Source organism: Streptomyces sp. NPDC088246, from assembly GCF_044741025.1.
GTDB lineage: Bacteria > Actinomycetota > Actinomycetes > Streptomycetales > Streptomycetaceae > Streptomyces.
On sequence record NZ_JBIURV010000002.1, the window covers coordinates 313,902 to 335,167 of the forward strand.

Genomic DNA, 21,266 nt, shown 5'->3' on the forward strand with positions numbered 1-21,266 from the left:
CCATGTCCGCCGTGACCGCCCCCGCACGCCCCCTCGCCCCGACCGCGGACAGCGGACCGCACGGCGCGGTGTCCGGTGCGCGGGGCGCGGTGCCGGCCCCGCAGGGCCTCGTCCGGGTCGACGCGGCCCCGCACCGGGTACGTATCGAGTCACCGGTGCCGGTGGAGGTGCTGCACCCGGACGTGCTGCACCCGGACGGCTCCCTCACCCACCATCCGTCCGGCTCGTCGCCCGTCGCACCCTCCACAACCGCACCGTCCGCGATCGCACCGCAGAAGGGCTGAAGCCACCTCATGACTGCCGTACCCCCTCCCATATCCGAGACGTCACCGCAGGTCAGCACGGTCCACGGGGCGGTGCGCGGAACGCTGGAGCGGGGCGTCGCCGTCTTCCGCGGTATCCCGTACGCGGCTGCGCCGGTCGGCGCCCGCCGCTTCCGGGCGCCGGAGCCGCCCGAGCCCTGGGAGGGCGTACGGGAAGCGGTGGCGTTCGGGCCGACCGCGCCCAAGCGGCCGTACTCCCCGCCGCTGGACCGGCTGCTGCCCGATCCCGACGTGCCGGGCGACGACTGCCTCAACCTCAATGTGTGGACACCGTCCCCGGCCCGTACCGGGCTGCCCGTCCTCGTCTGGATCCACGGCGGCTCGCTGCTGCACGGCTCGTCGGCCGTGCCGGTGTACGACGGGGCGGCGTTCGCCCGTGACGGCGTCGTCCTCGTGTCGGTCAACTACCGCCTGGGCATCGAGGGGTTCGGGGTGTTCCCGGATGCGCCCGCCAACCGGGGGCTGCTCGATCAGCTCGCGGCGCTGGCCTGGGTGCGGGACAACATCGCGGCGTTCGGGGGCGATCCGGACCTGGTCACGGTGTGCGGCGAGTCGGCGGGGGCCATCAGCATCGCCGCCCTGCTGGCCGCCCCGCGCGCGAAGGGCCTGTTCCGGCGTGCGGTGCTGCAGAGCGGTGCGCCGACTGCGCTCCGGTTGAACGCCGCGGCCCGCCGCACCACGGAGCTGACCGCCAAGCGGCTGGGGGTCGCGGCGACGGCCGGGGCGCTGGCCGCGGTGGACCCGGCGCAGCTCCTGACGGCGCAGACCGAGGTGACGTCCGGCGGCTCCCCGCTGACCGGCGGGAATTCCTTCCAGATCGTGGTGGACGGCGATCTGCTGCCCCGTGATCCGCTCGAAGCGCTGCTGGACGGCGCCGCGAACGACGTCGATCTGCTGATGGGTGCGAACAGTGAGGAGTACCGGCTCTGGTTCGTGCCGAGCGGTCTGACGGAGCGGCTGTCCAGGATCAAGCTGCGGCTGGCCCTGCTGAAGTTCAAGGTGCCGGGCGCCACGGCCCGTACGTACCGCGCGAACCGGCCCGGTGCCACTCCGGGCGAGCTGCTCGGGGCGCTGGCCACCGATCTGCTGCTGCGCGTCCCGCTGAACCGGGTGGCCGATGCCCGCGCCGGCGCGTCGGGGAGCACCCATCTCTACGAGTTCGGCTGGCCGTCGCCCGTGCTGCGGCTCGGCGCCTGTCACGGGCTGGAGATCGCCTTCGTCTTCGACACGCTCGACCGGCCCGACGCGGTGGCCCTGGCGGGCGAGGACGCTCCGCAGGAGCTGGCCGACGCGATGCACGCGGCGTGGGTACGGTTCGCCGCCTCCGGTGATCCCGGCTGGCCGGCCTGGGACACGTCCCGCCCGGTGATGGGCTTCGGCCCCGAAGCGCCCGCCGTGGTGCGCGCCCCGCGCGACGAGGAGCTGCGTGGCTGGGCACCGTACCGGAGGAACACCTGACACCGGTCGGTCCGCCGCCGGCAGCGGCGCGGGCGGCGGCCCCCGGCCCGGGGGCCGGGGGCCGGGGGCCCTCCCGGCATCAGTCCTTGTTCTGCGCCGCCCAGAACTCGTCGAACGTGAGCAGCCCGTCGCCATTGGCGTCGTGCGAGTTGATGACGGCCTGGGCCACCGGCTCGGTGACATAGGGGTCGCCGAGCTGAGCCATCACGCTCTTGTACTCGGCGGCCGATACCAGCCCGTCGCCGTTCAGATCGAACCGCTGGAATGCCTTGCGTGCCGACTCGATGTCCGCCACAGTTCCGCCCCTTCGTAATGCCTGACCAATGCCTGACCAGTGTCTGACTGACGGGGGTCAGATTAACGGGTGCGACGGATGGCGCTCGCGGCGGCCGGTAGTCGATCATGGGTGGAGGTCCGCCGCCCGGCGGACCGCGTTCGGGACCGGGGAGAGGGACGCCGATGGACGACGCACTGGCAAAGATCCTGGCGGCTGCGGCACGCGGACGGTTTCCCCCGCCGGACGGGTCCACGACGGTGGTGGGGCAGCCCGGCGCCCGGGATGCGGGAGTGCTGGCGTTCACCGCGCACTCGGTGGTGTTCACCGACGAGGATCCGCGGTGGGTGCGGGCCGTGCTGGCGGCCACCCCCGGTGACGCGCTCGCCGCGACGATGAATCCGTACTTCCTGAGCGCGCTGCTGGCCCGGAGCGGCCGGCACATGAACACCATCGATCTGCTGACGGTCGCGGACGCGCTGCCGGGCGAGCCGGAGATCGCGCTGCGGGAGATCGAGGACCCGGAGCATCCTCGGGTGGCGCGGGCGATGAAGTACCGCGACGAGGTGCGGGTCTGGTCCGCCGACGGCGGTGTGGTGATCCTCGGCCGGGGAGTCGCGGGGCGCTGGGAGACCGCGGTCGAGGTGGCCGAGGAGGCGCGCGGCCGGCGGCTGGGGGAACGGCTGGCGCGGGCTGCCCGGCATCTGGTGCCGGACGCGGTGGTGTGGGCTCAGCAGTCGCCGGGGAACGCCCGCAGTGTGCGGACGTTCCAGGCGGCGGGCTACCGGCCGGTGGGCTCGGAGGCCCTGTTGGTCGCAGGGTGAGTGTCCGGCGGATCGGCCACGGCTCGTGGCCGGCCCGGGGCCGTCAGCGGAAGACGCCGGTGTGGCCGAGTGAGTAGCGGCCCGGCTGCGGGTAGACGGCGAGTCCGTGCGGGCCCCTGCCCACCGGGATCCGGGCGAGCTGTTTGCCGCTGGTGGTGTCGATCGCGTACACCTCGGAGTTGTAACGCCCGCTCAGCCAGAGGACCTTGCCGTCCGCCGAGACTCCGCCCATGTCGGGGCTGCCGCCGTTCGGCAGGCGCCATTTCTTCGCCAGTTTGCGCTGTGCGAAGTCGAAGACGGAGATGGAGCCCTCGCCCCGGTTGGAGATGTACATCTCCTTGGAGTCGCGGCTGACGTAGAGGCCGTGGGCACCCTTGCCGGTGGGCAGTAGCTTCGGGGTGGTGAACTTCTTCCCGTCCAGCACCCACACCCCGTTGGCCATCATGTCCGCGATGTAGAACGTGCCGCCGTCGGGTGACAGCTTCACGTCCTGCGGCATCGCGCCCTTGAACGGCAGCTTCTGCTCTCCGACGACCTTCATCCGCGCCGTGTCGACCTTGAGGAGTTCGCCGGAGAACTCGCAGGAGACGATGAAGTAACGGCCGTCCATGGAGAAGTCGGCGTGGTTGACGCCCGCGCAGCCGACCGGGACGGCCTTGGCCGTCTTCATGGTGCGGGCGTCGCGGAAGACCAGTTGGCGGTCCATCGAGGCCATCACCACGGCGTACTTGCCGTCCGGTGTGAAGTAGAGGTTGTACGGGTCGGAGACGGGCACGGTGCGGCTCACCTTCCCGGTGGCCGGATCGATGGCCGTGAGGCTGTCACCGATGTCGTTGTTGACCCAGAGGGTCTTCAGGTCCCAGGACGGGACGACGTGCTGCGGCTGGCGGCCGACCTTGATGGTCTTGATGACCTTGTACGTCGCGGGATCGATCACCGACACCGTGTCGGAGTTGGTGTTGGGGACGTACACCCGGGACGGGAAGTCCTTGACGACCGGGGAGAGCTTCCCCGGCCGGTCGGCCGCGTAGACGTCCTTGGTGTCGAGTACCGGTGGCATGCCGGGCAGCGCGGGTTTCGCTCTGACGGACGGTGCGGCGGCCTCGGCGTTCCCCTTCTCGGCGGAAGTGCCGCAGCCGGCGAGTACCGCCAGCAGGACGCCCCCGAGCAGGGCCGCGGTGAGCTTGGTGGAGGGAGGCATCACGTCAGCAGCTCCGTGGTCGTCACCGCGCGCAGTCGGCGGCGGTCGATTTCGGTGAGGAGGAGAGGCAGGGCGGCGACCGTGTCCGCGTAGCCGAAATGCAGGCTCACCACCGATCCGTTGCGGATCTCCCCGGCCACCTTGCGGGTGACGGCCGCGGCGCCGGGAGAGGTGAAGTCGAGGGAGTCCACGTCGTACGAGAGGACGTGCGGGTAGCCCGCCCTGGCGGCGAGCCGCTGGACGAGCGGGGTGGCGTACCGGGTGCGGGAGGGCCTGAACCAGGTGCCGATGGAGCCGGTGAGCCGGCGCAGCCGCTGGGCGCAGCCGGTGATCTCCGCGTACGCCTCGGCCTCGCCCATCGAGGAGATGTCGATGTGGCGCTGGGTGTGGTTGCCGAGGTCGTGGCCGCCGTCGAGGATGCGGCGGGCCATCTCGGGGTGTTCGTCGAGCCAGCTGCCGACGGCGAGGACGGTGATCCGGGCGTGGGCGCGTTCGGCCTCGGCGAGTACGGTGCGGGCGATGGCGGGGTCGCCCTGGCCGTGGAAGGTGAGGGCGACGCGGGCGCGGTCGCGGGGGCCGTGGTCGATCTGGACCGACTGCCCGGGGAAGCGGTGCGGGGCGGGCGCGGGGCGCGGGGCCGCGGGCCGGGTGGTCGCGGTGACGGGGTTCTTCGGGCTCACTGCGGTCGGGACGGTCCTGGCCGACGTACCGGCAGCGTCGCCGCGGTCCGCGCATCCGGCGATGAGGGCACCGGCGATGGCGGCCCCTGCTCCCGCACGCAGAGCGCTGCGGCGGTGCACCGGTGTGTCGGAGGCGTTCATGTGAAGAACAGTAGGGGCAAAGTGGACAAAGAATGACAATATATGAGCATCTGGGTGACGCGAATGAAACACCCGCCGAATCTCATAAATATTCATAGTTTTCCAGGTAAGTGACCCATCACACCTGCGATTCACCAGAAGAATGTCGCACTATGAACGTGAATGCCCTGTTTGCACCTTTGGCGGCGAGGTCACCCGTCTGCCATAGTCGGTGACACGACCGCATCGACCCGAGCTCGGTCGTCACAAGCGGCCGTGAACACACCCCCCATTTCACGGCCCCCACACAGCAGCCCCCGAAGCGCCGCACCACGGCAGACCGGGGGCTTCTGTGCATCCGGGCACGAGCCCGCCGGGGCTCAGCGGTCGGAGATCCGCATCTCGAACCAGGTGGTCTTGCCGCGCGGCAACAGATCCACACCCCACCGGTCGGAGAGCTTGTCGACGAGGAAAAGCCCCCGGCCGCTGATGTCCATCTCCTGGACGGGCATCAGGCACGGCAGCCCACGCGAGGGGTCGCGCACCTCGATCCGGATCCATCCGCGGCGGCGCAGCATCCGTAACCCGAAAACCCGGGCGCCGGTGTGTCGTACCGCATTGCCGACGAGCTCCGAGACGAGCAGCACGGCGTATTCGGCGGTGTGCGCGGAGAGCGCCCACTGGCGCAGCACCACACACGAGGTGAGTCTTCGGGCGGTGGCCGCGGACTCCGGGCGGGACGGCAGCCGGACTTCACCCTCCGCCGGGTTTCCGAACAACTCCAGCGCCTTGAACGCCTGTTCGTCATCGACCGCCGGCATCCAGCGTGCCGCTGTCGCGCCGCTGCGCGGTCGCGGCTGTTCCACACCCTCCAGGCCCGCCATGCACACCATCATGGCCGCAAGACAAACACTCCGGGGCCGTTCCAAAGGAATCCACACCCCGGAATGCGTCATTCCGGAGAGGTCGATAGGCATATGCCACTGGCAGAATGCAGCCCGATACACCCACTCTGACCTGCACAGACAACGCCTCCGAGCGAGGTTGCCAGCCTCTTCGATTGGCTGGGCCTTAGGGTTCCCTTAAGGCCCAGCCAATCCGCCCGCACGGATGAACCCGCGTCACTCTGTACCCAACTGGCGTTCGGTCAGAGGAACTTGGCCTTGCCCGGACCCTCTTCCACAAAGCTGCGCATACCGCGCTCCCGGTCCTCGGTGGCGAACAGACCTGCGAACCAGTTCCGCTCGATCGTGAGCCCGGTGTCGATGTCCGTCTCCAGGCCGGCGTCGACGGATTCCTTGGCGGCGCGCAGCGCAAGGGCGGGCCCCTTCGCCAGCTTGGCGGCCCAGGCATGCGCCTGCTCGTACACCTCGGCCGCGGGCACCACGCGGTCCACCAGACCGATCGTCAGGGCCTCCTCGGCCTTCACATGGCGGCCGGTGAAGATCAGGTCCTTGGCCCGGGAGGGGCCGATCAGCCGGGCGAGGCGCTGGGTGCCGCCCGCTCCGGGGATCAGTCCGAGCAGGATCTCGGGCTGGCCCAGCCTGGCGTTGTCGGCGGCGATCCGGAAGTCGGCACAGAGCGCCAGCTCGCAGCCGCCGCCCAGCGCGTAGCCGGTGACTGCGGCGACGACGGGCTTGGGGATCCGGGCCACCGCGGTGAAGGAGTCCTGCAGCGCCTTGGACCGTACGACCATCGCCGTGTGGTCCATCGCCTGCATCTCCTTGATGTCCGCGCCCGCCGCGAACACCTTCTCGCCGCCGTAGAGGACCACGGCACGCACGTCGTCGCGCCGGGTCGCCTCTTCGGCGAGTTCACGCAGCCGGTCCTGGGTGGCGACATCCAGGGCGTTCATGGGCGGACGGTCCAGCAGGATCGTGCCGACGCCGTCACTTACTTCGAGGGTTGCGGTCATGAGAGGCAGGTTAACCGGGGTTAACGCGAGCGGGCCCGGTGCTGTTGGTCACAGCACCGGGCCCGCTCGCTTTCTGTGCGACGCGCGCTACTTGGTCCACTCCGACCAGGACATGTTCCAGCCGTTGAGGCCGTTGTCCGGCTGGATCGTCCTGTCCTGCGAGTTCTTCACGACCACTACATCGCCGATGAGCGAGTTGTCGAAGAACCAGGCCGCCGGGGTCTTCTTGCTCCAGGCGCCACGCACGTCCTGGAGACCGACGCAGCCATGGCTGGTGTTGGCCGAGCCGAAGACACCGGAGCCGCCCCAGTAGTTGCCGTGGATGAAGGTGCCCGAGGTGGACAGGCGCATGGCGTGCGGCACGTCCTTGATGTCGTACTCGCCGCCGAAGCCGACGGTGTCACCGTTCATCCGGGTCACCTTGAGCTTCTCGCTGATGACCATCTGGCCGTTGTACGTGGTGGTCGCCGGGGCACCCGCCGAGATCGGGATGTCCTTGATCTGCTTGCCGTCGCGGACGACCTTCATCCGGTGCGTTCTCGCGTCGACGTTGCTGACCTGCCTGCGGCCGATGGTGAAGGAGATCGTCTTGGCCTGCTTGCCGTAGACGCCCGGTCGCCCCTCGACGCCGTCGAGGTTGAGCTTCACTGTCACCTTGGTTCCCGCGGCCCAGTAATCCTCGGGGCGGAAGTCGAGGCGGTCGTTGCCGAACCAGTGGCCCTCGATCGGTACGGAAGGCTCGGCCGTCACCTTGATGGCGTTCTCGACCGCTGCCGGGTCGGTGATGCCACGGGTGAAGTGGATGGAGACGGGCATGCCGACGCCGACCGTGGAACCGTCCTCCGGGGTGTACTGCCCGATGAAGGTGTTCTGCGGGACCAGCGTCGTGAAGCTGGTGTCCTTCGCCGATTCACGGCCCTTCGTGTCCTTGGCGACCGCGTGGACCTTGTACTTGGTCGCCGCGGCCAGATGCTGGTCCGGTGTCCAGCTCGTGCCGTCCGCCGCGATCTTCCCCTCGACCTCGGCGCCCTTGGGATCGGCGACCTTGACCGCGGTCAGCTTCCCCTGCTCGGCGGAGATCTTCAGTGCCCCGCTGGTGGCGACGGAGTCCGCCCCGTCCTTCGGCGCAATGGTCACCACGGCCTGCGAGGCGGTGGTGTCGTCGCCCTTCGACCCGCCCTTGCGGTCCTTGCCCGCACCGCCGGCGTCGTCTCCCCCACCGCACGCCGTCACCAGCAACAGGAGCGCACCCAGTACCAGAGCCAGCAGTCCGGTGGCCCCTCGCCCACGCCGCCCGCCGTTCGCCCCGGCCGATGTCCCCGATATCGGCTGCCCGTTCAATGTGCTCGTCTCCCCTCACACGGTCTGGCCCCGCCAAGACCCTGAGAGCCCGCAGGCCCCTGCCCCCGCGCGCTGCACATGCGCGCTCAGCGAAAGATAATCACACCGATCACGGGGAGATGACCCCGCGGATGTCACCGTTCAGTCCCAACTTGTCCCGGGACTTCACCAGGTGACAGGGGGTACGGGTGCGGCAGGGCCGGCCGGCCTGTCCGTGTCCTGGTCCGCCGGACAGGTCCCGGGAGATCCGACAGGGCCTCAGCGGAAGTCCGAGCCGGCCTTCCACCGGGACCGGTTCAGATTCCGGCCTCCGAGCCCGTTGTCCGGTGCCACCTGCTTGTCCCTGGAGTTGACGACCTCGATCACATGGCCGATGAGTGTCCGGTCGAAGAACCAGGCGGCCGGGGTGTCGCTGCCGCCACCCTCCATGTCGAGCAGCCCGACGCAGCCGTGGCTGACGTCGGCCGAGCCGAAGACGTCCCATGTCAGCACGGTGGCCGAGCTCGCCACCGCCCTCTTCGCTACGTGGTTCACGTCCCCCCAAAGACGGGGGCCGGTCGGGGGAAACGTGAGTGCGGGCCCCCGCGTGGGCAGAACAGAGGGGAGGACCACACTCGGGGAGCCGCGGCCGGGACGCCGCGCGCTCCCTTTCGGTGCCGGTCCCCACGAGCCGCGGGAGGCGAGCAGGTGTCGAGCGCAGCCGAGCAGGAGGCAGTGCAGGAGACGGGCGCGGAGACCGTGCCCGAGAGCATGCGGGAGGCCGTGCCGGGGCGGCCGCCCGCCGTGTGGCCCGGCGCCCCGATGCCGCTCGGGGCCCGCTTCCGGGTGGGCCCCGACGGGGTGGCCGGCACCAATTTCGCGCTCTGGGCGGGCGGCGCGGAGGCCGTCGAGCTCTGCCTCTTCGACGAGGACGGGAGCGAGACACGCCTGGTGCTGACCGAGCTGACCCACGAGATCTGGCACGGCTTCGTGCCGGGCGTGCGGCCGGGGCGGCGGTACGGCTACCGGGTGCACGGCCGCTGGGACCCCTGGACCGGCGCCCGCTGGAACGCGGCGAAGCTGCTCCTCGATCCGTACGCACGGGCCGTGGACGGCTCGTTCACCCTCCCGGCCGAGGTGTACGGCCATGTGAGGGACTGGCCGCACCAACAGGTCGCCGACACCGTGCGCGACGAACGGGACTCCGCTCCGTACGTACCGAAGGGTGTCGTGGTCCATGACGACGACGACTGGGCACAGGACCGCCGGCCCAAGACCCCGTGGGCGGACTCCGTCATCTACGAGCTGCATGTACGCGGCTTCACCAAGCTGCACCCCGAAATCCCCGAGGAGCTGCGGGGCACGTACGCCGGTCTCGCCCACCCGGCGGCCATCGGCCATCTGCAGCGGCTCGGGGTCACGGCGGTGGAACTGCTGCCGGTGCATCAGTTCGCCCACGAGGACCATCTGCTCCGGCGCGGCCTGCACAACTACTGGGGCTACAACTCCATCGGCTACTTCGCCCCGCACGCCGGCTACTCGGCGAGCGGGACCGCGGGCCAGCAGGTCGGCGAGTTCAAACGGATGGTGCGGGCCCTGCACGACGCCGGGATCGAGGTGATCCTCGATGTGGTCTACAACCACACGGCGGAGGCGAGCGAGCTGGGTCCCATGCTGTCGCTGCGCGGCATCGACAACCGGGGCTACTACCGCCTCCAGTCCGACGCCCGCAGATACGCGGACTACACCGGCTGCGGCAACACCCTGCATGTGGTCCAGCCGCACGTCCTGCGGCTGATCACGGACTCGCTGCGCTACTGGGTCACGGAGATGGGCGTCGACGGCTTCCGCTTCGATCTGGCGGCCGCGCTGGCCCGCTCGATGCACGACGTCGACATGCTCTCCCCCTTCCTCGCGGTGATCGCCCAGGACCCGGTGCTGCGCCGGGTGAAGCTGATCGCCGAGCCGTGGGACGTCGGCAACGGCGGCTACCAGGTGGGCGCCTTCCCCCCGCTGTGGACCGAGTGGAACGACCGCTACCGGGACGCCGTACGGGACTTCTGGCGCGGCGCCCTGCCCGACGTACGGGATCTCGGCTACCGGCTGACCGGATCCAGCGATCTGTACGCGTGGGGCGGCCGGCGCCCGTACGCCTCGGTCAACTTCGTCACCGCGCACGACGGCTTCACCCTGCGCGATCTGGTCAGCTACGAGCAGAAGCACAACGAGGCCAACGGCGAGGGCAACCGGGACGGAACCTCGGACAACCGGGCCTGGAACTGCGGCGCCGAGGGCGAGAGCGACGACCCCGGGGTCAATGCGCTGCGCCGCCGTCAGCTGCGCAATCTGCTCACCACACTGCTGCTGTCGACGGGTGTGCCGATGCTGGTCGCGGGCGACGAGATGGGCCGCACGCAGGGCGGCAACAACAACGCGTACTGCCAGGACAACGAGGTCAGCTGGCTGGACTGGTCACTGCTCGACCGGCCCGGATGGCGGGCGCTGACCGAGCTGACCTCCCGGGTGCTCACCCTGCGCCACACCCACCCGGTGCTGCGCCGTCGCGCCTTCTTCTCCGGGCGGGCGCAGGCGGCGGACGGGCTGCGGGACCTGGCATGGTTCACCCGGCAGGGGGCGGAGATGACGGAGGAGGACTGGTACGCACCGGCCGCGACGGTCGGGCTCTATCTCTCCGGACGCGACATCCCCGGCCGGGACGCACGCGGCGAACCCGTCACGGACGACAGCTTCCTGGCGATCCTGCACGCGGACCACCGGCCGAGCGACTTTTGGCTCCCGGGGCCGCCGTGGGCGCAGAGTTACGAACTGGTCCTGGACACCTCGCGGGAGGACCAGGCCGTGGCACCCGGCACCGTCCACGGGGGCGGCGGGCCGCTGACCGTACCGGCCAGGTCGGTGCTGCTGCTGCGGGTCAGGGAGTGAGGGTCAGCCGAGGATGCCCCGGTCGTAGCCGACCGCGACGGCGGCGGCCCGGTCCTTGGCGCCCAGCTTGGCGAAGATATGGGTGAGGTGGGTCTTCACCGTGGCCTCGCTGATGAACAGCTCGGCGGCTATCTCACGGTTCGAGGTGCCCTTCGCGACGAGTTCGAGCACCTCGCGCTCACGGCCCGACAGCGACTCGCTGCCCTGCGCCGCCGGGGTGCGCACCCGTGAGATCAGTCGGGAGGCGACGGCGGGCGAGAGCACCGTCCGGCCGTCGGCGGCGGCGCGGACTGCGTTGAAGAGCTCGTCGCGGGGCGCGTCCTTGAGCAGATAGCCGGTCGCGCCGGCCTCGATCGCGGGGAGAGTGTCGGAGTCGGTGTCGTACGTGGTCAGGACGAGCACCTTGGAGCGGGCACCGCGCCCGGTCAGTTCGGCGATGGCGGCGACTCCGCCGCCGCCCGGCATCCGCAGATCCATCAGGACGACATCGGGGTCGAGCCGGGCCACGAGGTCGACGCCCTCCACCCCGTTCGACGCCTCTGCGAGAACCCGGAAGCCGGGGGCCGAATCGAACATGCCGCGCAGACCGTCCCGTACGACGGGGTGGTCGTCGACGACGACGAGTGTGATGACGCGTGCGGAATCCTCAGCCATGGCAGGCCAACCGTACTGGTCATCGGCTGTGCTGAACCAGGGGCACCCGGGCGCAGACCGCCGTGCCGCGGCCCGGCTCCGTCTCCACCTCGACGGTGCCCGCGATGCGTTCGGCGCGGGCCCGCATGCCGCCGAGCCCGAAACCACCCGCGCCGCTGTACGGCGGCAGGGCGGCAGGGTCGAAGCCGCGGCCGTCGTCCCGTACGTCCAGGGTGAGTTCGTCGCCCATGAAGGACAGGGTGATGCCGACCCGCGAGGCCCCGGCGTGGCGGCCGGCGTTGGCGAGGGCTTCCTCTGCGATACGGAGCAGGGTGGCGGCTATCTCGTCGTGGAGCGGCTCGACGGTACCGGTGACGGTGAACTCGGCCCGGACCGCATGGCGTTCGGCCCAGCCGGCGACCGTCTTCTTCAGCGCGCCCGGAAGGTCGTCGTGCTCCAGTGCGACGGGGACCAGATCGCGTACCGAGCGGCGCGCCTCGCCCAGGCTGTGCCGGGCGAGGGCGGCGGCGCGGTCGAGGTGCTGCCGGGCCAGGGCAGGGTCGGTGTCGGCGATCGAGGTCACCACCTGGAGCTGGGCGATGATGCCGGTCAGGCCCTGCGCGAGGGTGTCGTGGATCTCGGCGGCCAGTCGGCGCCGCTCGTCGGCGACGCCCGCTTCGCGGGCCTGGACGAGGAGTTGGGCGTGCAGGCCCGCGTTCTCCGCCATGGCCTGTTCGAGGCGGGCGTTGGCGGACTCCAGTTCGGCGATGGTGTCGACCTGGGCGCGGGTCTGCTCGGCCTCCCGGTCGCCGATCTGGGCGAACACCATGGTGAGGGTCGCGTGCAGGGCGAAGAGGATGCCGAAGGCGATCCAGTTCATGAGGTCGGCCGGCGGGAGACCGCTGCCGGACTGCGAGGCCGCCATGATGACGGCGGTGACCAGCAGCCCGGCGCGCATGGCCCGTTGCGGGAGCAGCCGGCCGGCGTCGAAGTAGCCGAGAACCGCGAACATGGAGAAGAACGGGTTGCACCAGGTCAGTACGAAGGCGAGCGACGTCCGGGCGACGAAGTAGAACTGCGCCGCCCGCGACTGCGGGGGAACAACCGGACGGACCCGCCCCCACCAGAGCTGGAGGACCAGCGCCACCGGGACCAGCACCGCGGTGACGTGCACGTCCGAGCGGGACATGATGAGGTGCGCGGACACGACCGAGACCACGGTGCCGAGACCCAGCAGACCGTACGGCCCGTACCGGAAGAACCGTTCCCACCACTGCGCGGCCGTCTTCGCTCCGGTTGTGCCCGTCTCTGTCATGTCCCCCGTGTTCATGGATGAAGTCTCCCCCGGAACGGTCACTCCCACCGGAACAGGCGGGTCGCGAGCAGGGTCGCCAGGGCCGCCCACAACGCCATCACGCCCAGCTGGACCCAGCCGGGCCAGCCACCGGACGCCGCCCGGTCCAGCGCCTGGGAGGCCGCGCCGAACGGGGTGACCTGAACGATGCGCCGGAGGGTGTCGGGCATGGTCTGCACCGGGATCCAGACCCCGGCGGTGAACATCATCACGAGGTAGACGACCGAGCCGATGGCGGCGGAGGCCTTGGTGGTGCGGGAGAGCGCACAGAGCAGTGCGCCGAGGGCGAGGACACTCGCCGTCGCCAGGAGCAGCGCCAAGGCATAACCGAAGGGCTGTCCGGGCAGCGTGACGTGGAAGGCGGTCCGGCCGACGGCCATCACCAGCGCGGCGGAGCCGAGGGCCGCGGCGCCGTGCAGGGCGATCTGCGAGGTGAGCAGGGCGGACGGCCGTACCGGAGTGGTCGACATACGGCGCAGGATCCCGCGCTCGCGGTAGCCGGTGAGGACGGGCGGCATGGCCTGCAGTCCGGCCATGATCATGGCGAGCAGCACGGCCACCGGTACGTACAGATCGATGACGCGGCGGCCGCCGAGCGCGTCGTCGGGGTCCCGGAAGGACGGGATCAGGCCGAGGATCGTCAGCAGCACGGTCGGGAAGACGAGAATCCAGAACAGGCTGCCGGGCTCGCGGAGGAAGAGCCGTGTCTCGGCCCTGAGTACCGCTGCCCATGGGGTGGGTGCGTCCATCGCCTTGGCCGGGTTCGCCGTGGTCATCTCAGGCCGCCTGTTCTGTGAGATCGAGGAAGGCGTCGTCCAGCGTTGCCTCGGTGACGCGGAGTTGGTGTGCGGTGATGCGGTGGCGGGCCAGCAGTGAGATCACCGCGTTGACCGTCTCGTCGGTGCCGTTGATGACGACCCGGGCGTCGTTCTGCTCGACGGAGACCGCCCCGGGCAGCTGGTCCAGCTCGGTGTCGTCGAGCGGCTGTGACGGCGTGAAGGAGATGACCGTGGCGCTGCCGGCCTTGCTGATCAGGCCGGACGGGGTGTCGAGGGCGACGACCTTTCCCTTGTCGATCACGGCGACACGGTCGCAGAGCCGGCTGGCCTCTTCCATGAAGTGGGTGACCAGAAGGACCGTCACGCCGCTGTCGCGTACGTCCTCGATCAGCTTCCAGGTGTCCCGGCGGGCCCGCGGGTCCAGACCCGTGGTCAGCTCGTCGAGGACCACGACCCGCGGGTTGCCGACCAGGGCGAGCGCGATGGACAGCCGCTGCTTCTGGCCGCCGGACAGTTTGGCGAACCTGGTGCCGTACTTGGTGTGCAGACCGAGCCGTTCGGCCAGCGCGCGCCAGTCGGCGGGCTCCGGGTAGAAGGCGCTGTACAGCTCCAGCGCCTCGGCCACGGTGAGCTTGGGCTGCAGCTCGCTCTCCTGGAGCTGGGCGCCGAGCAGCCGGGTCACCCGGTCGTGGTCGGCGACGGGGTCGAGACCGGCCACGCGGACCGTACCGGCGTCGGGAACCCGCAGTCCCTCGACGCACTCGACGGTGGTGGTCTTGCCCGCACCGTTGGGTCCGAGGATCCCGAAGATCTCCCCCTCGTCGACGGCGAAACTCACTCCGTCCACGGCGGGGCGCCCGGCGTAGGCCTTGTGCACCCCGTTCACTTCGATGATTGCCATGCCTACGAGGATCGTGGCGCGGGGACCGGTGCACCATCGTCCATCGCGCTCGAAGCGGCATCGTCCGATCGGTTGATACGGGGTACGACCATCGGTCCGCAGGGCCTGGTGCGGGGCTCCGTCACCGCCGGACGGCCGAAAACCACATGAGCGATGTCAGTGGTGAACCGTAGGCTCGCCTGTGATGCCCGAAGAACATGCAGAGCCCAAGGACCGGTCCACCGTGCGCTCCCTGATGCGGTTGTGGCCCTATGTGAAGCCGGTACGCAGGCGCCTGTTCGGCGCAGCTCTGGTCGCGATAGTCGCTTCCTGTATCGGCCTGGTGATCCCTCTCGTACTGAAGTGGATCGTCGATGGCCCGGTGGCCGGCCGCGACCCGGGCGGCGTCTGGCTCGGCGCGCTGTATCTGCTGTTGCTGGGCCTCGCCGAGGCCGCGCTCTTCGGGGTGCGACGGTGGATGGTGGCCCGGCCGCTGGCGGGGGTCGAGGCGGCGATGCGGGCCGACCTGTACCGGCATCTGCAACGGCTGCCGGTGGCGTTCCACGACCGCTGGCCGTCGGGGCAGTTGCTCTCGCGCGGGACCACGGACCTGATGCTGGTGCGCATGTTCCTGGCTTTTCCGCTGACCTTCCTGCTGGTCAACGGAACGACGATCCTGATCGGTTTCATCATTCTGCTGATGCAGCAGTGGACGCTGGGACTGGTGCTGCTCGCCCCGGTGGTCCCGTTGGTGATTCTCTGCTCGGTCTTCGAGACGAAGTACTCGCTCGTGGCGCGCAAGGCGCAGGATCAGGTCGGCGATCTCACGACGGTCGTCGAGGAGAGCGTGCTCGGCATCCGCATCATCAAGGGCTTCGGCCGGCACCGCAGCCAGGCCCTCGCATTCCGTGCCCTCTCGCAGCGGCTTCGGAGCACGGAGCTGGGCAAGGCCCGCCTCCTCGCGGGCATCTGGGCTGCCATCACCACGATCCCCGAGCTGGCCATCGGGGCGGCGCTGGTCCTCGGCACGGTCCAGGTCGCGGACGGCGGGCTCTCGGCGGGCACGCTGGTCGCCTTCCTCTCCACGGCGCTCGCGCTGCGGTGGCCGATCGAGTCGATCGGCTTCCTGCTGGCGATGAGCCAGGAATCGGCGACAGCGACCGAGCGGTTCTTCGAAGTGATGGATGTGGCCGAGGAGGACGACAGGGCCGCCGCCGACGGCCGCGCGCCGAAGGACCCGGCCGGTCAGGGCGAAATGGTCTTCGAGGGGGTGGAGTTCCGCTACCCGGACGCCGAGGCCGGCTCCGTACCCGTACTGTCCCGGATCGATCTGCGCATCCGCCCCGGCGAGACGATGGCCCTGGTCGGGGCCACGGGTTCCGGGAAGACGACGCTCACCGCGCTCGTGCCGCGGCTGCACGAGGCGACCGCGGGACGGATCACACTGGACGGCAGGGACATCACCGCCATGCCCCGCCAGGAGCTGCGTGAGCTGGTGTCCGTGGCCTTCGAGGAGCCGACGCTCTTCTCGGCGAGCGTCGGGGAGAACGTGCTGATGGGCGCCGAAGGCGCCGGGGAGGAAGAGCTGCGGCGGGCGCTCGCGGTCGCGCAGGCCGACTTCGTGTACGACCTGCCCGAGGGCATCGACACCCAGGTCGGCGAGCAGGGGCTCAGTCTCTCCGGCGGACAGCGGCAACGGCTCGCGCTGGCCCGCGCCGTGGTGGGCCGGCCGCGTTTCCTGGTGCTCGACGATCCGCTCTCCGCCCTGGATGTGCACACGGAGGCGCTGGTGGAGGCCGCCCTGCGGCAGGTGCTTGAGGAGACGACCGCGATCGTCGTCGCGCACCGTCCGTCCACCGTGATGCTGGCGGACCGCGTGGCGCTGCTGTCGGAGGGCCGGATCACCGCTGTCGGCACCCATCAGGAGCTGCTGCGCGGCAGCGCGGAGTACGCCTGGCTGATGGCGGGCGCCGGAAGCACACCGGAGGGTGCCTTTGCCGAGGACGCCTTCCCCGACCCGTCCGACGAGGACCGCCTTGTGCCGGACGTCCCTGCCGAGAAGGGCCGCACCCGATGACCAGTACGACGACGACCGGGCCCGCCGGCCGGCGCGATGCGCGGAAGAGCCCCGAGGGCCCGTCCCCCTCCGACGGCGCCGCTGATCAGTTCGACCGGGACGATCTGCCCACTCCGCGTGGTGCGACCCGCACACTGCTGATGTCGCTGCTCCGGCCGCACCGGGGCCGGGTGATGGTGTCCGCGCTGTTGCTGCTGATCCAGCAGGCGGCGGTGCAGGCGGGCCCGCTGCTCGTCGCCTACGCCATCGACAGCGGTGTGCCCGCCTTCCGGGACAAGGACTACGGGCCGCTGATCGCGGTGGCCGTGGGGTACACGCTGTGCTCGGCGGTCGCGGGGCTCATGCAGTACGCGTTCATCATGGTCTCCGCCCGGATCAACCAGGACGTGCTGCTCGATCTGCGCGGGCGGATCTTTCGCCATGCACAGGCGTTGAGCGTGGACTTCCATGAGCGCTACAGCTCGGGCCGGCTGATCTCCCGCTCAACCACTGATGTGGAGTCGCTGCGGGAGCTGCTCAGCGAGGGGCTGCAGGAACTGATCGGCATCGTCCTGTCCTTCGTCTCCATCTCGCTGGTGCTCCTCTGGCTGGACTTCGGTCTCGGCGCGGTCGCGGTGTTCTCCTTCGTGCCCCTGTATCTGCTGGTACGGCTCTACCAGCAGCGGGCCGGAGCGCTCTACGCGGCGCGGTCGACGGCGATCGCCGCGGTCATCGTGAAGTTCGCCGAGTCGATGAACGGCATCCGTCCCGTCCAGGCCTTCCGCCGCGAGCGTCTCAACGACGCGCACTTCGAGGGCCTCAACTCGGCTCACCGGCAGGCGAACGGCGGCGCGATGCTGGAGATGGCGCGCTATGTCGTCGGCTCCCGGCTGGTCGCCAACACGGCTGTCGCCGGGATCGTGCTGTGGGGTGCGTACCGCGTGGCTTCGGGCACCCTGGCACTCGGCGTGCTGGCTGCGGCCGTGCTCTATCTGCGCCGGCTGTACGACCCGATCGACCGGCTCGGCATGTTCCTCAACTCCTACCAGTCGGCCGCCGCTTCGCTGGAGAAGATCGCGGGACTGCTCGACCAGACCCCTTCCGTTCCCGAGACGTCAAATCCGCGGGAGCTGCCCGCCCTCACGGGTGATCACCCGGGCCGCGAGGTCGTCTTCGACTCGGTGCGGTTCGCCTACCGGACGGGCGGCGAGGTGCTGCCCCGCTTCGATCTGACGGTCCCGGCCGGCCAGACCGTGGCCGTGGTCGGTTCGACGGGCGCCGGCAAGTCGACGCTCGCCAAGCTGCTGGCCCGCTTCTACGACCCGACCGACGGCCGGGTGCTGCTGGACGGGACCGATCTGCGGGATCTGGCCGTGCCCGAGCTGCGGCGGGGTGTGGTGATGGTGACCCAGGAGGCGTTCCTGTTCTCCGGGACCGTCGCCGAGAACATCGCGATCGGCAGCCCTGACGCGACCCGTGAGGAGATCGAGCAGGCCGCCAAGGCGATCGGCGCACACGATTTCATCACCGGACTGCCCGAGGGATACGACACGGACGTACGCAAGAGGGGCGGCCGGATCTCGGCCGGTCAGCGCCAGTTGGTCGCGTTCGCACGGGCCCTGCTGGCGAACCCGGCGGTGCTGATCCTCGACGAGGCGACGAGCTCGCTGGACATCCCCGGCGAACGGGCGGTGCAGCGGGCCATGGACACGGTGCTGCACGGCCGCACCGCGGTCGTGATCGCGCACCGCCTGTCGACCGTGGAGATCGCGGACCGGGTCCTGGTGATGGAGCACGGGCGCATCGTGGAGGACGGTGCCCCGTCCGAACTCATCGGCGGCACGGGACGATTCGCGGGGCTGCACCGGGCTTGGCGGGAGAGCCTGGCGTGACGGGGAGTGCTCTGCGCAGCGTTCGGTCGCCCGCCGCAGAGGCACCTGCACGGACCGACCGAGCCGCCGCAGCAGCTTCCGCACGCCCTGGCGCGTGTACCCGACGTGGAACATCCGCCCGATCAGCAGCTCGACGCGCTGCAGCGTCCAGCTCCGGGACTCGTCGTTCCAGCCGTGCGCGAGCGGGCCGCGCTCCAACTCCCGCACCAGCCGCTCCCACTGCCCCGGACTCAGCCGCTCCGAGTAACTGCCCTGCGCGGCACGGAGTATGACGAACGCGAGGGGGCCTTCCGCCGGTGGAAGGCCCCACGTCAACACCCGGGACAGCTGGGGGGCAGAAGCGGTCGTGCGTTCTCGGGAGTTTCGGGCCAGGAAGCGTGCGGGCTCTCCTACTGCCCGGCCGGCGCTTGGCAGGTCAGGTCCTTGGCCGGGAGCCTGCCCGTGGTCAGATAGGCCGTGGCGCTCTTGTCTGCACAGGAGTTGGTGCCGTAGATGCCGTGCCCCTCCCCTCCGGCGACAGTGATCATCCGGGAGGCGTGCAGGGCCCGGTGCATGCCCTGGGCGCCGGCCAGGGGCGTTTGGGGGTCCCACTGGTTCTGCAGGATCAGTGCATCGACCTCGTTGTTCACCGTTGTCGCGGGCTCGCTGCCCTGCTTCCAGAAGGCACACGGCTTGATGTTGGACGCGAAATCGCCATACAGCGGATACCGGGCCTTGTCACGGATCGCGTCGCGGCGGTACTGCTCGGGGTCGCGCGGCCACGGACGGGTGTCGGCGCACAGGACAGCCCAAGCGCTCGCGGCGTCGTTGTCCGAGGGGACGTCACGGGCGAACGCCGGCGGGACGGGGCCCGGGGCCCGCTCGGGCGTGCCGGACGGGGCCGGCTTCCTGCCCTCGGCCGCCTTCTTCAGCTCGGCAACCCTTTCGGCGGCTCCCTGAACCCGGAAGAACTTGGCGCGCAGCTCAGAGCGGATGTCGTCACCGGTGAGGGGTCTCCCGCCGGAGTCGATGGGCTTGCGGTCGGCCTGGGCGATCAGCTTCCAGAAGGTCTCGCGGACCTCGGCCGGGGTATTACCCAGGTTGTACGTCGGGTGTCGCTCGGCAGTCCATTCGCTCCATCTCGTGAAGGCGGGCCCGGCCTCCTCCGCCATCCCCTGGAACATGCCCCGCCAGACCCGCGCGGGGTCGGTTGCGCTGTCCAGCACGAACCGGTCGGTTCGCTGGGGGAACATCTGCGTGTAGACGGCGCCGAGGTAGGTGCCGTAGGAGTACCCCAGGTAGGAGATCTTCCGCTCTCCCAGCACGGCACGGATGACGTCCATGTCGCGAGCGGTGTTGCGGGTGGTGAGGTGCCGCAGCGTGTCACCCTCCTTGGCCTGGCACTTGTCGGCCACCGTGCGTGCCCACTCCACATCGTTCGCGAATGTCTCGGCCTTGTACGGGCGCTCGTCGTTCTTTTCGTCGTCGGTCAGACCGCAGCTGACGGGAGAGCTCTGCCCGACGCCCCTCGGGTCGAACCCGATGAGGTCGTACTGTCTCTTCACCTCCTCGGGGAAATTCAATTCCGGGACGACAGGCATATCCAGGCCCGGGCCGCCAGGGCCACCGGGGTTGAGCAGCAGAACGCCGCGGCGTCCCTTCGCACTGCTTGCCTTCAGCCGGGATACCGCGATATCGATCTCCTTACCGCCGGGATCGCTGTAGTCCAGCGGCACCTTGAGAGTCGCGCACTGATAGGTGGCGGGGCTCCCCGCGTCGCAGCGCTGCCATCGGGGATTCTGCTGCGTGTACTGCCGCAGAGGATCCTTGGCCGCAAAGGCCTCGGATGCGGCAGAGGCCATTGAAGGTGTAGGCGCCGAAACCAAAGTCGCCACGGCGCCGACGACCAGAAGAGATGCTATTCGTCTTTTTCGCATGATTATGCTCGTCCTTGCTGGGGAGAGGTGACTGACCCTTCCACCCTTTTGAGTGCGGGGGGGTTGGCGAGTCCATCGCCAGGATGGAATTCACCGTCTGACTTACGGCGCACAGGCAATGTGACGCACAATCCTCGTGCTGATCTTCAACGTCGTGGCCCGGGGCCTGGCGGGGGCGGCAGCCCGGCCGGTGCGCCGAGGCCGGGGTCGCCGCCGGCTGTGCTACCGGCCGCCGGTCAGTCTCCGGTGAGCTGCTGATGGACGCACTGCTTGTATTGCTGGATGCTCTCCGGCCGGTAGCACTCCTGCGTCTTGTTGGCGTACCAGACCATGAAGAGGGCGACCAGGATGGACACCACGATCGCGATGGCCGACGTCACCACGCCGGTGATGGCCTTGCCCCGGCCGCTGCCGGTCCGCTTGGTCGTCTTCAGGCCGACGATGCCCAGGATCAGGCCGATGCCGCCGAGCAGGCCGCCGACGAAGACGATCGAGGTCATCAAGCTGATGAGGCCCAGCACCATGGCGGCCACGGCCAGGCCGTTCCTGCCGACCGGAGGCCGCATGCCGTAGCCGGGGCCCTGGGGGCAGGGGGAATGCGGGTCTGCCTCAGCGCCCCGAGCCGATGCCGCCCGAATCGGTCCTGTCGGATTCGGCGTCGACGTTGCCCGAGTCGACACAGCCTCAGCCGGCGCCGT

At 70.1% G+C, this 21,266-nt stretch carries 19 protein-coding genes and 1 pseudogene; 6 read left to right on the forward strand and 14 right to left on the reverse strand.

Annotation, left to right across the window (positions count from 1 at the left end; all coding sequences use genetic code 11):
* Positions 1–2: 2 nt before the first annotated feature.
* On the forward strand, positions 3–284 hold the full coding sequence (locus ACIPEK_RS04040) for a hypothetical protein (protein WP_401990318.1): 282 nt from the start codon (positions 3–5) through the stop codon (positions 282–284).
* Between the two features lie 9 nt (positions 285–293).
* Complete coding sequence (locus ACIPEK_RS04045; RefSeq protein ID WP_401990321.1) at positions 294–1,781, forward strand: carboxylesterase/lipase family protein; 1,488 nt, start codon at positions 294–296, stop codon at positions 1,779–1,781.
* A 79-nt stretch (positions 1,782–1,860) separates the two neighbouring features.
* Here ACIPEK_RS04045 and ACIPEK_RS04050 read toward each other — a convergent pair whose 3' ends face one another.
* A complete protein-coding gene (locus ACIPEK_RS04050) occupies positions 1,861–2,076 on the reverse strand; it encodes an EF-hand domain-containing protein (protein ID WP_401990324.1) in 216 nt (71 codons plus the stop codon).
* Between the two features lie 164 nt (positions 2,077–2,240).
* Between ACIPEK_RS04050 and ACIPEK_RS04055 the strand changes: the two genes are divergently transcribed.
* A complete protein-coding gene (locus ACIPEK_RS04055; protein WP_401990326.1) occupies positions 2,241–2,879 on the forward strand; it encodes a GNAT family N-acetyltransferase in 639 nt (212 codons plus the stop codon).
* A 43-nt stretch (positions 2,880–2,922) separates the two neighbouring features.
* On the opposite strand, the gene ACIPEK_RS04060 is transcribed toward ACIPEK_RS04055, so the two are convergent.
* The 6 genes from ACIPEK_RS04060 to ACIPEK_RS04085 form a co-directional block, all read right to left on the reverse strand.
* Positions 2,923–4,080 carry a hypothetical protein gene (locus ACIPEK_RS04060; RefSeq protein ID WP_401990329.1) on the reverse strand — a complete coding sequence of 386 codons (1,158 nt, stop codon included), beginning with the start codon at positions 4,078–4,080 and terminating at the stop codon, positions 2,923–2,925.
* Positions 4,080–4,901 (reverse strand): polysaccharide deacetylase family protein, encoded by an 822-nt coding sequence (locus tag ACIPEK_RS04065; protein WP_401990332.1) that lies wholly within the window; start codon positions 4,899–4,901, stop codon positions 4,080–4,082. Before ACIPEK_RS04065 ends, ACIPEK_RS04060 begins: the two co-directional genes overlap by 1 nt.
* Positions 4,902–5,260: 359 nt before the next feature.
* Entirely contained in the window at positions 5,261–5,776 is a 516-nt protein-coding gene (locus ACIPEK_RS04070) for an ATP-binding protein (protein WP_383070834.1), read from the reverse strand.
* 251 nt (positions 5,777–6,027) lie between these two features.
* Positions 6,028–6,795, reverse strand: coding sequence for an enoyl-CoA hydratase/isomerase family protein (locus ACIPEK_RS04075; protein WP_383039146.1), 768 nt, complete (start codon positions 6,793–6,795; stop codon positions 6,028–6,030).
* An 87-nt stretch (positions 6,796–6,882) separates the two neighbouring features.
* Positions 6,883–8,136 carry an Ig-like domain-containing protein gene (locus ACIPEK_RS04080; protein ID WP_401990337.1) on the reverse strand — a complete coding sequence of 418 codons (1,254 nt, stop codon included), beginning with the start codon at positions 8,134–8,136 and terminating at the stop codon, positions 6,883–6,885.
* A 258-nt stretch (positions 8,137–8,394) separates the two neighbouring features.
* Positions 8,395–8,670, reverse strand: coding sequence for a L,D-transpeptidase (locus ACIPEK_RS04085; RefSeq protein ID WP_401990340.1), 276 nt, complete (start codon positions 8,668–8,670; stop codon positions 8,395–8,397).
* Positions 8,671–8,823: 153 nt separating this feature from the next.
* Here ACIPEK_RS04085 and glgX point away from each other — a divergent pair, with 153 nt between their 5' ends.
* On the forward strand, positions 8,824–11,058 hold the full coding sequence (gene glgX, locus ACIPEK_RS04090) for a glycogen debranching protein GlgX (protein WP_401990343.1): 2,235 nt from the start codon (positions 8,824–8,826) through the stop codon (positions 11,056–11,058).
* 3 nt (positions 11,059–11,061) lie between these two features.
* Here the strand turns inward: glgX and ACIPEK_RS04095 are convergent, their stop codons facing one another.
* The 4 genes from ACIPEK_RS04095 to ACIPEK_RS04110 are packed head-to-tail and all read right to left on the reverse strand — an operon-like array spanning position 11,062 to position 14,725.
* Positions 11,062–11,712 (reverse strand): response regulator, encoded by a 651-nt coding sequence (locus ACIPEK_RS04095; protein ID WP_383070826.1) that lies wholly within the window; start codon positions 11,710–11,712, stop codon positions 11,062–11,064.
* Between the two features lie 19 nt (positions 11,713–11,731).
* Positions 11,732–13,021 (reverse strand): sensor histidine kinase, encoded by a 1,290-nt coding sequence (locus tag ACIPEK_RS04100; protein WP_401990346.1) that lies wholly within the window; start codon positions 13,019–13,021, stop codon positions 11,732–11,734.
* 23 nt (positions 13,022–13,044) lie between these two features.
* Positions 13,045–13,821: an ABC transporter permease gene (locus tag ACIPEK_RS04105; protein WP_401990348.1), complete on the reverse strand. Its 777-nt coding sequence runs from the start codon at positions 13,819–13,821 to the stop codon at positions 13,045–13,047.
* A 1-nt stretch (position 13,822) separates the two neighbouring features.
* A complete protein-coding gene (locus tag ACIPEK_RS04110) occupies positions 13,823–14,725 on the reverse strand; it encodes an ATP-binding cassette domain-containing protein (RefSeq protein WP_401990351.1) in 903 nt (300 codons plus the stop codon).
* Between the two features lie 184 nt (positions 14,726–14,909).
* On the opposite strand from ACIPEK_RS04110, the gene ACIPEK_RS04115 reads away from it, so the two are divergent.
* Positions 14,910–16,781, forward strand: a complete 1,872-nt coding sequence (locus tag ACIPEK_RS04115) for an ABC transporter ATP-binding protein (protein WP_401990354.1) — start codon at positions 14,910–14,912, stop codon at positions 16,779–16,781.
* Positions 16,778–18,652 carry an ABC transporter ATP-binding protein gene (locus ACIPEK_RS04120; RefSeq protein WP_401990357.1) on the forward strand — a complete coding sequence of 625 codons (1,875 nt, stop codon included), beginning with the start codon at positions 16,778–16,780 and terminating at the stop codon, positions 18,650–18,652. The genes ACIPEK_RS04115 and ACIPEK_RS04120 overlap by 4 nt, the downstream gene beginning before the upstream one ends.
* 21 nt (positions 18,653–18,673) lie before the next feature.
* On the opposite strand, the pseudogene ACIPEK_RS04125 reads toward ACIPEK_RS04120, so the two are convergent.
* The 3 genes and pseudogenes from ACIPEK_RS04125 to ACIPEK_RS04135 all read right to left on the reverse strand — a co-directional run.
* A pseudogene (locus ACIPEK_RS04125) lies at positions 18,674–18,970 on the reverse strand (winged helix-turn-helix domain-containing protein); the annotation flags it as partial.
* 71 nt (positions 18,971–19,041) lie between these two features.
* The gene (locus tag ACIPEK_RS04130) at positions 19,042–20,493 is read right to left on the reverse strand and encodes an alpha/beta fold hydrolase (protein WP_401990359.1); all 1,452 of its coding nucleotides are present in this window, start codon (positions 20,491–20,493) and stop codon (positions 19,042–19,044) included.
* A gap of 311 nt (positions 20,494–20,804) precedes the next feature.
* Positions 20,805–21,134: a DUF4190 domain-containing protein gene (locus ACIPEK_RS04135; protein ID WP_401990362.1), complete on the reverse strand. Its 330-nt coding sequence runs from the start codon at positions 21,132–21,134 to the stop codon at positions 20,805–20,807.
* Positions 21,135–21,266: the final 132 nt, after the last annotated feature.

Coding starts and splice junctions, on each gene's coding strand:
- ACIPEK_RS04040 (WP_401990318.1), top strand. CDS start 3: ATGTCCGCCGTGACCGCCCCCGCACGCCCCCTCGCCCCGACCGCGGAC.
- ACIPEK_RS04055 (WP_401990326.1), top strand. CDS start 2,241: ATGGACGACGCACTGGCAAAGATCCTGGCGGCTGCGGCACGCGGACGG.
- ACIPEK_RS04065 (WP_401990332.1), bottom strand. CDS start 4,901: ATGAACGCCTCCGACACACCGGTGCACCGCCGCAGCGCTCTGCGTGCG.
- ACIPEK_RS04115 (WP_401990354.1), top strand. CDS start 14,910: ATGCCCGAAGAACATGCAGAGCCCAAGGACCGGTCCACCGTGCGCTCC.
- ACIPEK_RS04105 (WP_401990348.1), bottom strand. CDS start 13,821: ATGACCACGGCGAACCCGGCCAAGGCGATGGACGCACCCACCCCATGG.
- ACIPEK_RS04045 (WP_401990321.1), top strand. CDS start 294: ATGACTGCCGTACCCCCTCCCATATCCGAGACGTCACCGCAGGTCAGC.
- ACIPEK_RS04100 (WP_401990346.1), bottom strand. CDS start 13,021: ATGAACACGGGGGACATGACAGAGACGGGCACAACCGGAGCGAAGACG.
- ACIPEK_RS04130 (WP_401990359.1), bottom strand. CDS start 20,493: ATGGCCTCTGCCGCATCCGAGGCCTTTGCGGCCAAGGATCCTCTGCGG.
- ACIPEK_RS04135 (WP_401990362.1), bottom strand. CDS start 21,134: ATGCGGCCTCCGGTCGGCAGGAACGGCCTGGCCGTGGCCGCCATGGTG.
- ACIPEK_RS04120 (WP_401990357.1), top strand. CDS start 16,778: ATGACCAGTACGACGACGACCGGGCCCGCCGGCCGGCGCGATGCGCGG.
- ACIPEK_RS04110 (WP_401990351.1), bottom strand. CDS start 14,725: ATGGCAATCATCGAAGTGAACGGGGTGCACAAGGCCTACGCCGGGCGC.
- ACIPEK_RS04075 (WP_383039146.1), bottom strand. CDS start 6,795: ATGACCGCAACCCTCGAAGTAAGTGACGGCGTCGGCACGATCCTGCTG.
- ACIPEK_RS04095 (WP_383070826.1), bottom strand. CDS start 11,712: ATGGCTGAGGATTCCGCACGCGTCATCACACTCGTCGTCGTCGACGAC.
- ACIPEK_RS04070 (WP_383070834.1), bottom strand. CDS start 5,776: ATGATGGTGTGCATGGCGGGCCTGGAGGGTGTGGAACAGCCGCGACCG.
- ACIPEK_RS04060 (WP_401990329.1), bottom strand. CDS start 4,080: ATGCCTCCCTCCACCAAGCTCACCGCGGCCCTGCTCGGGGGCGTCCTG.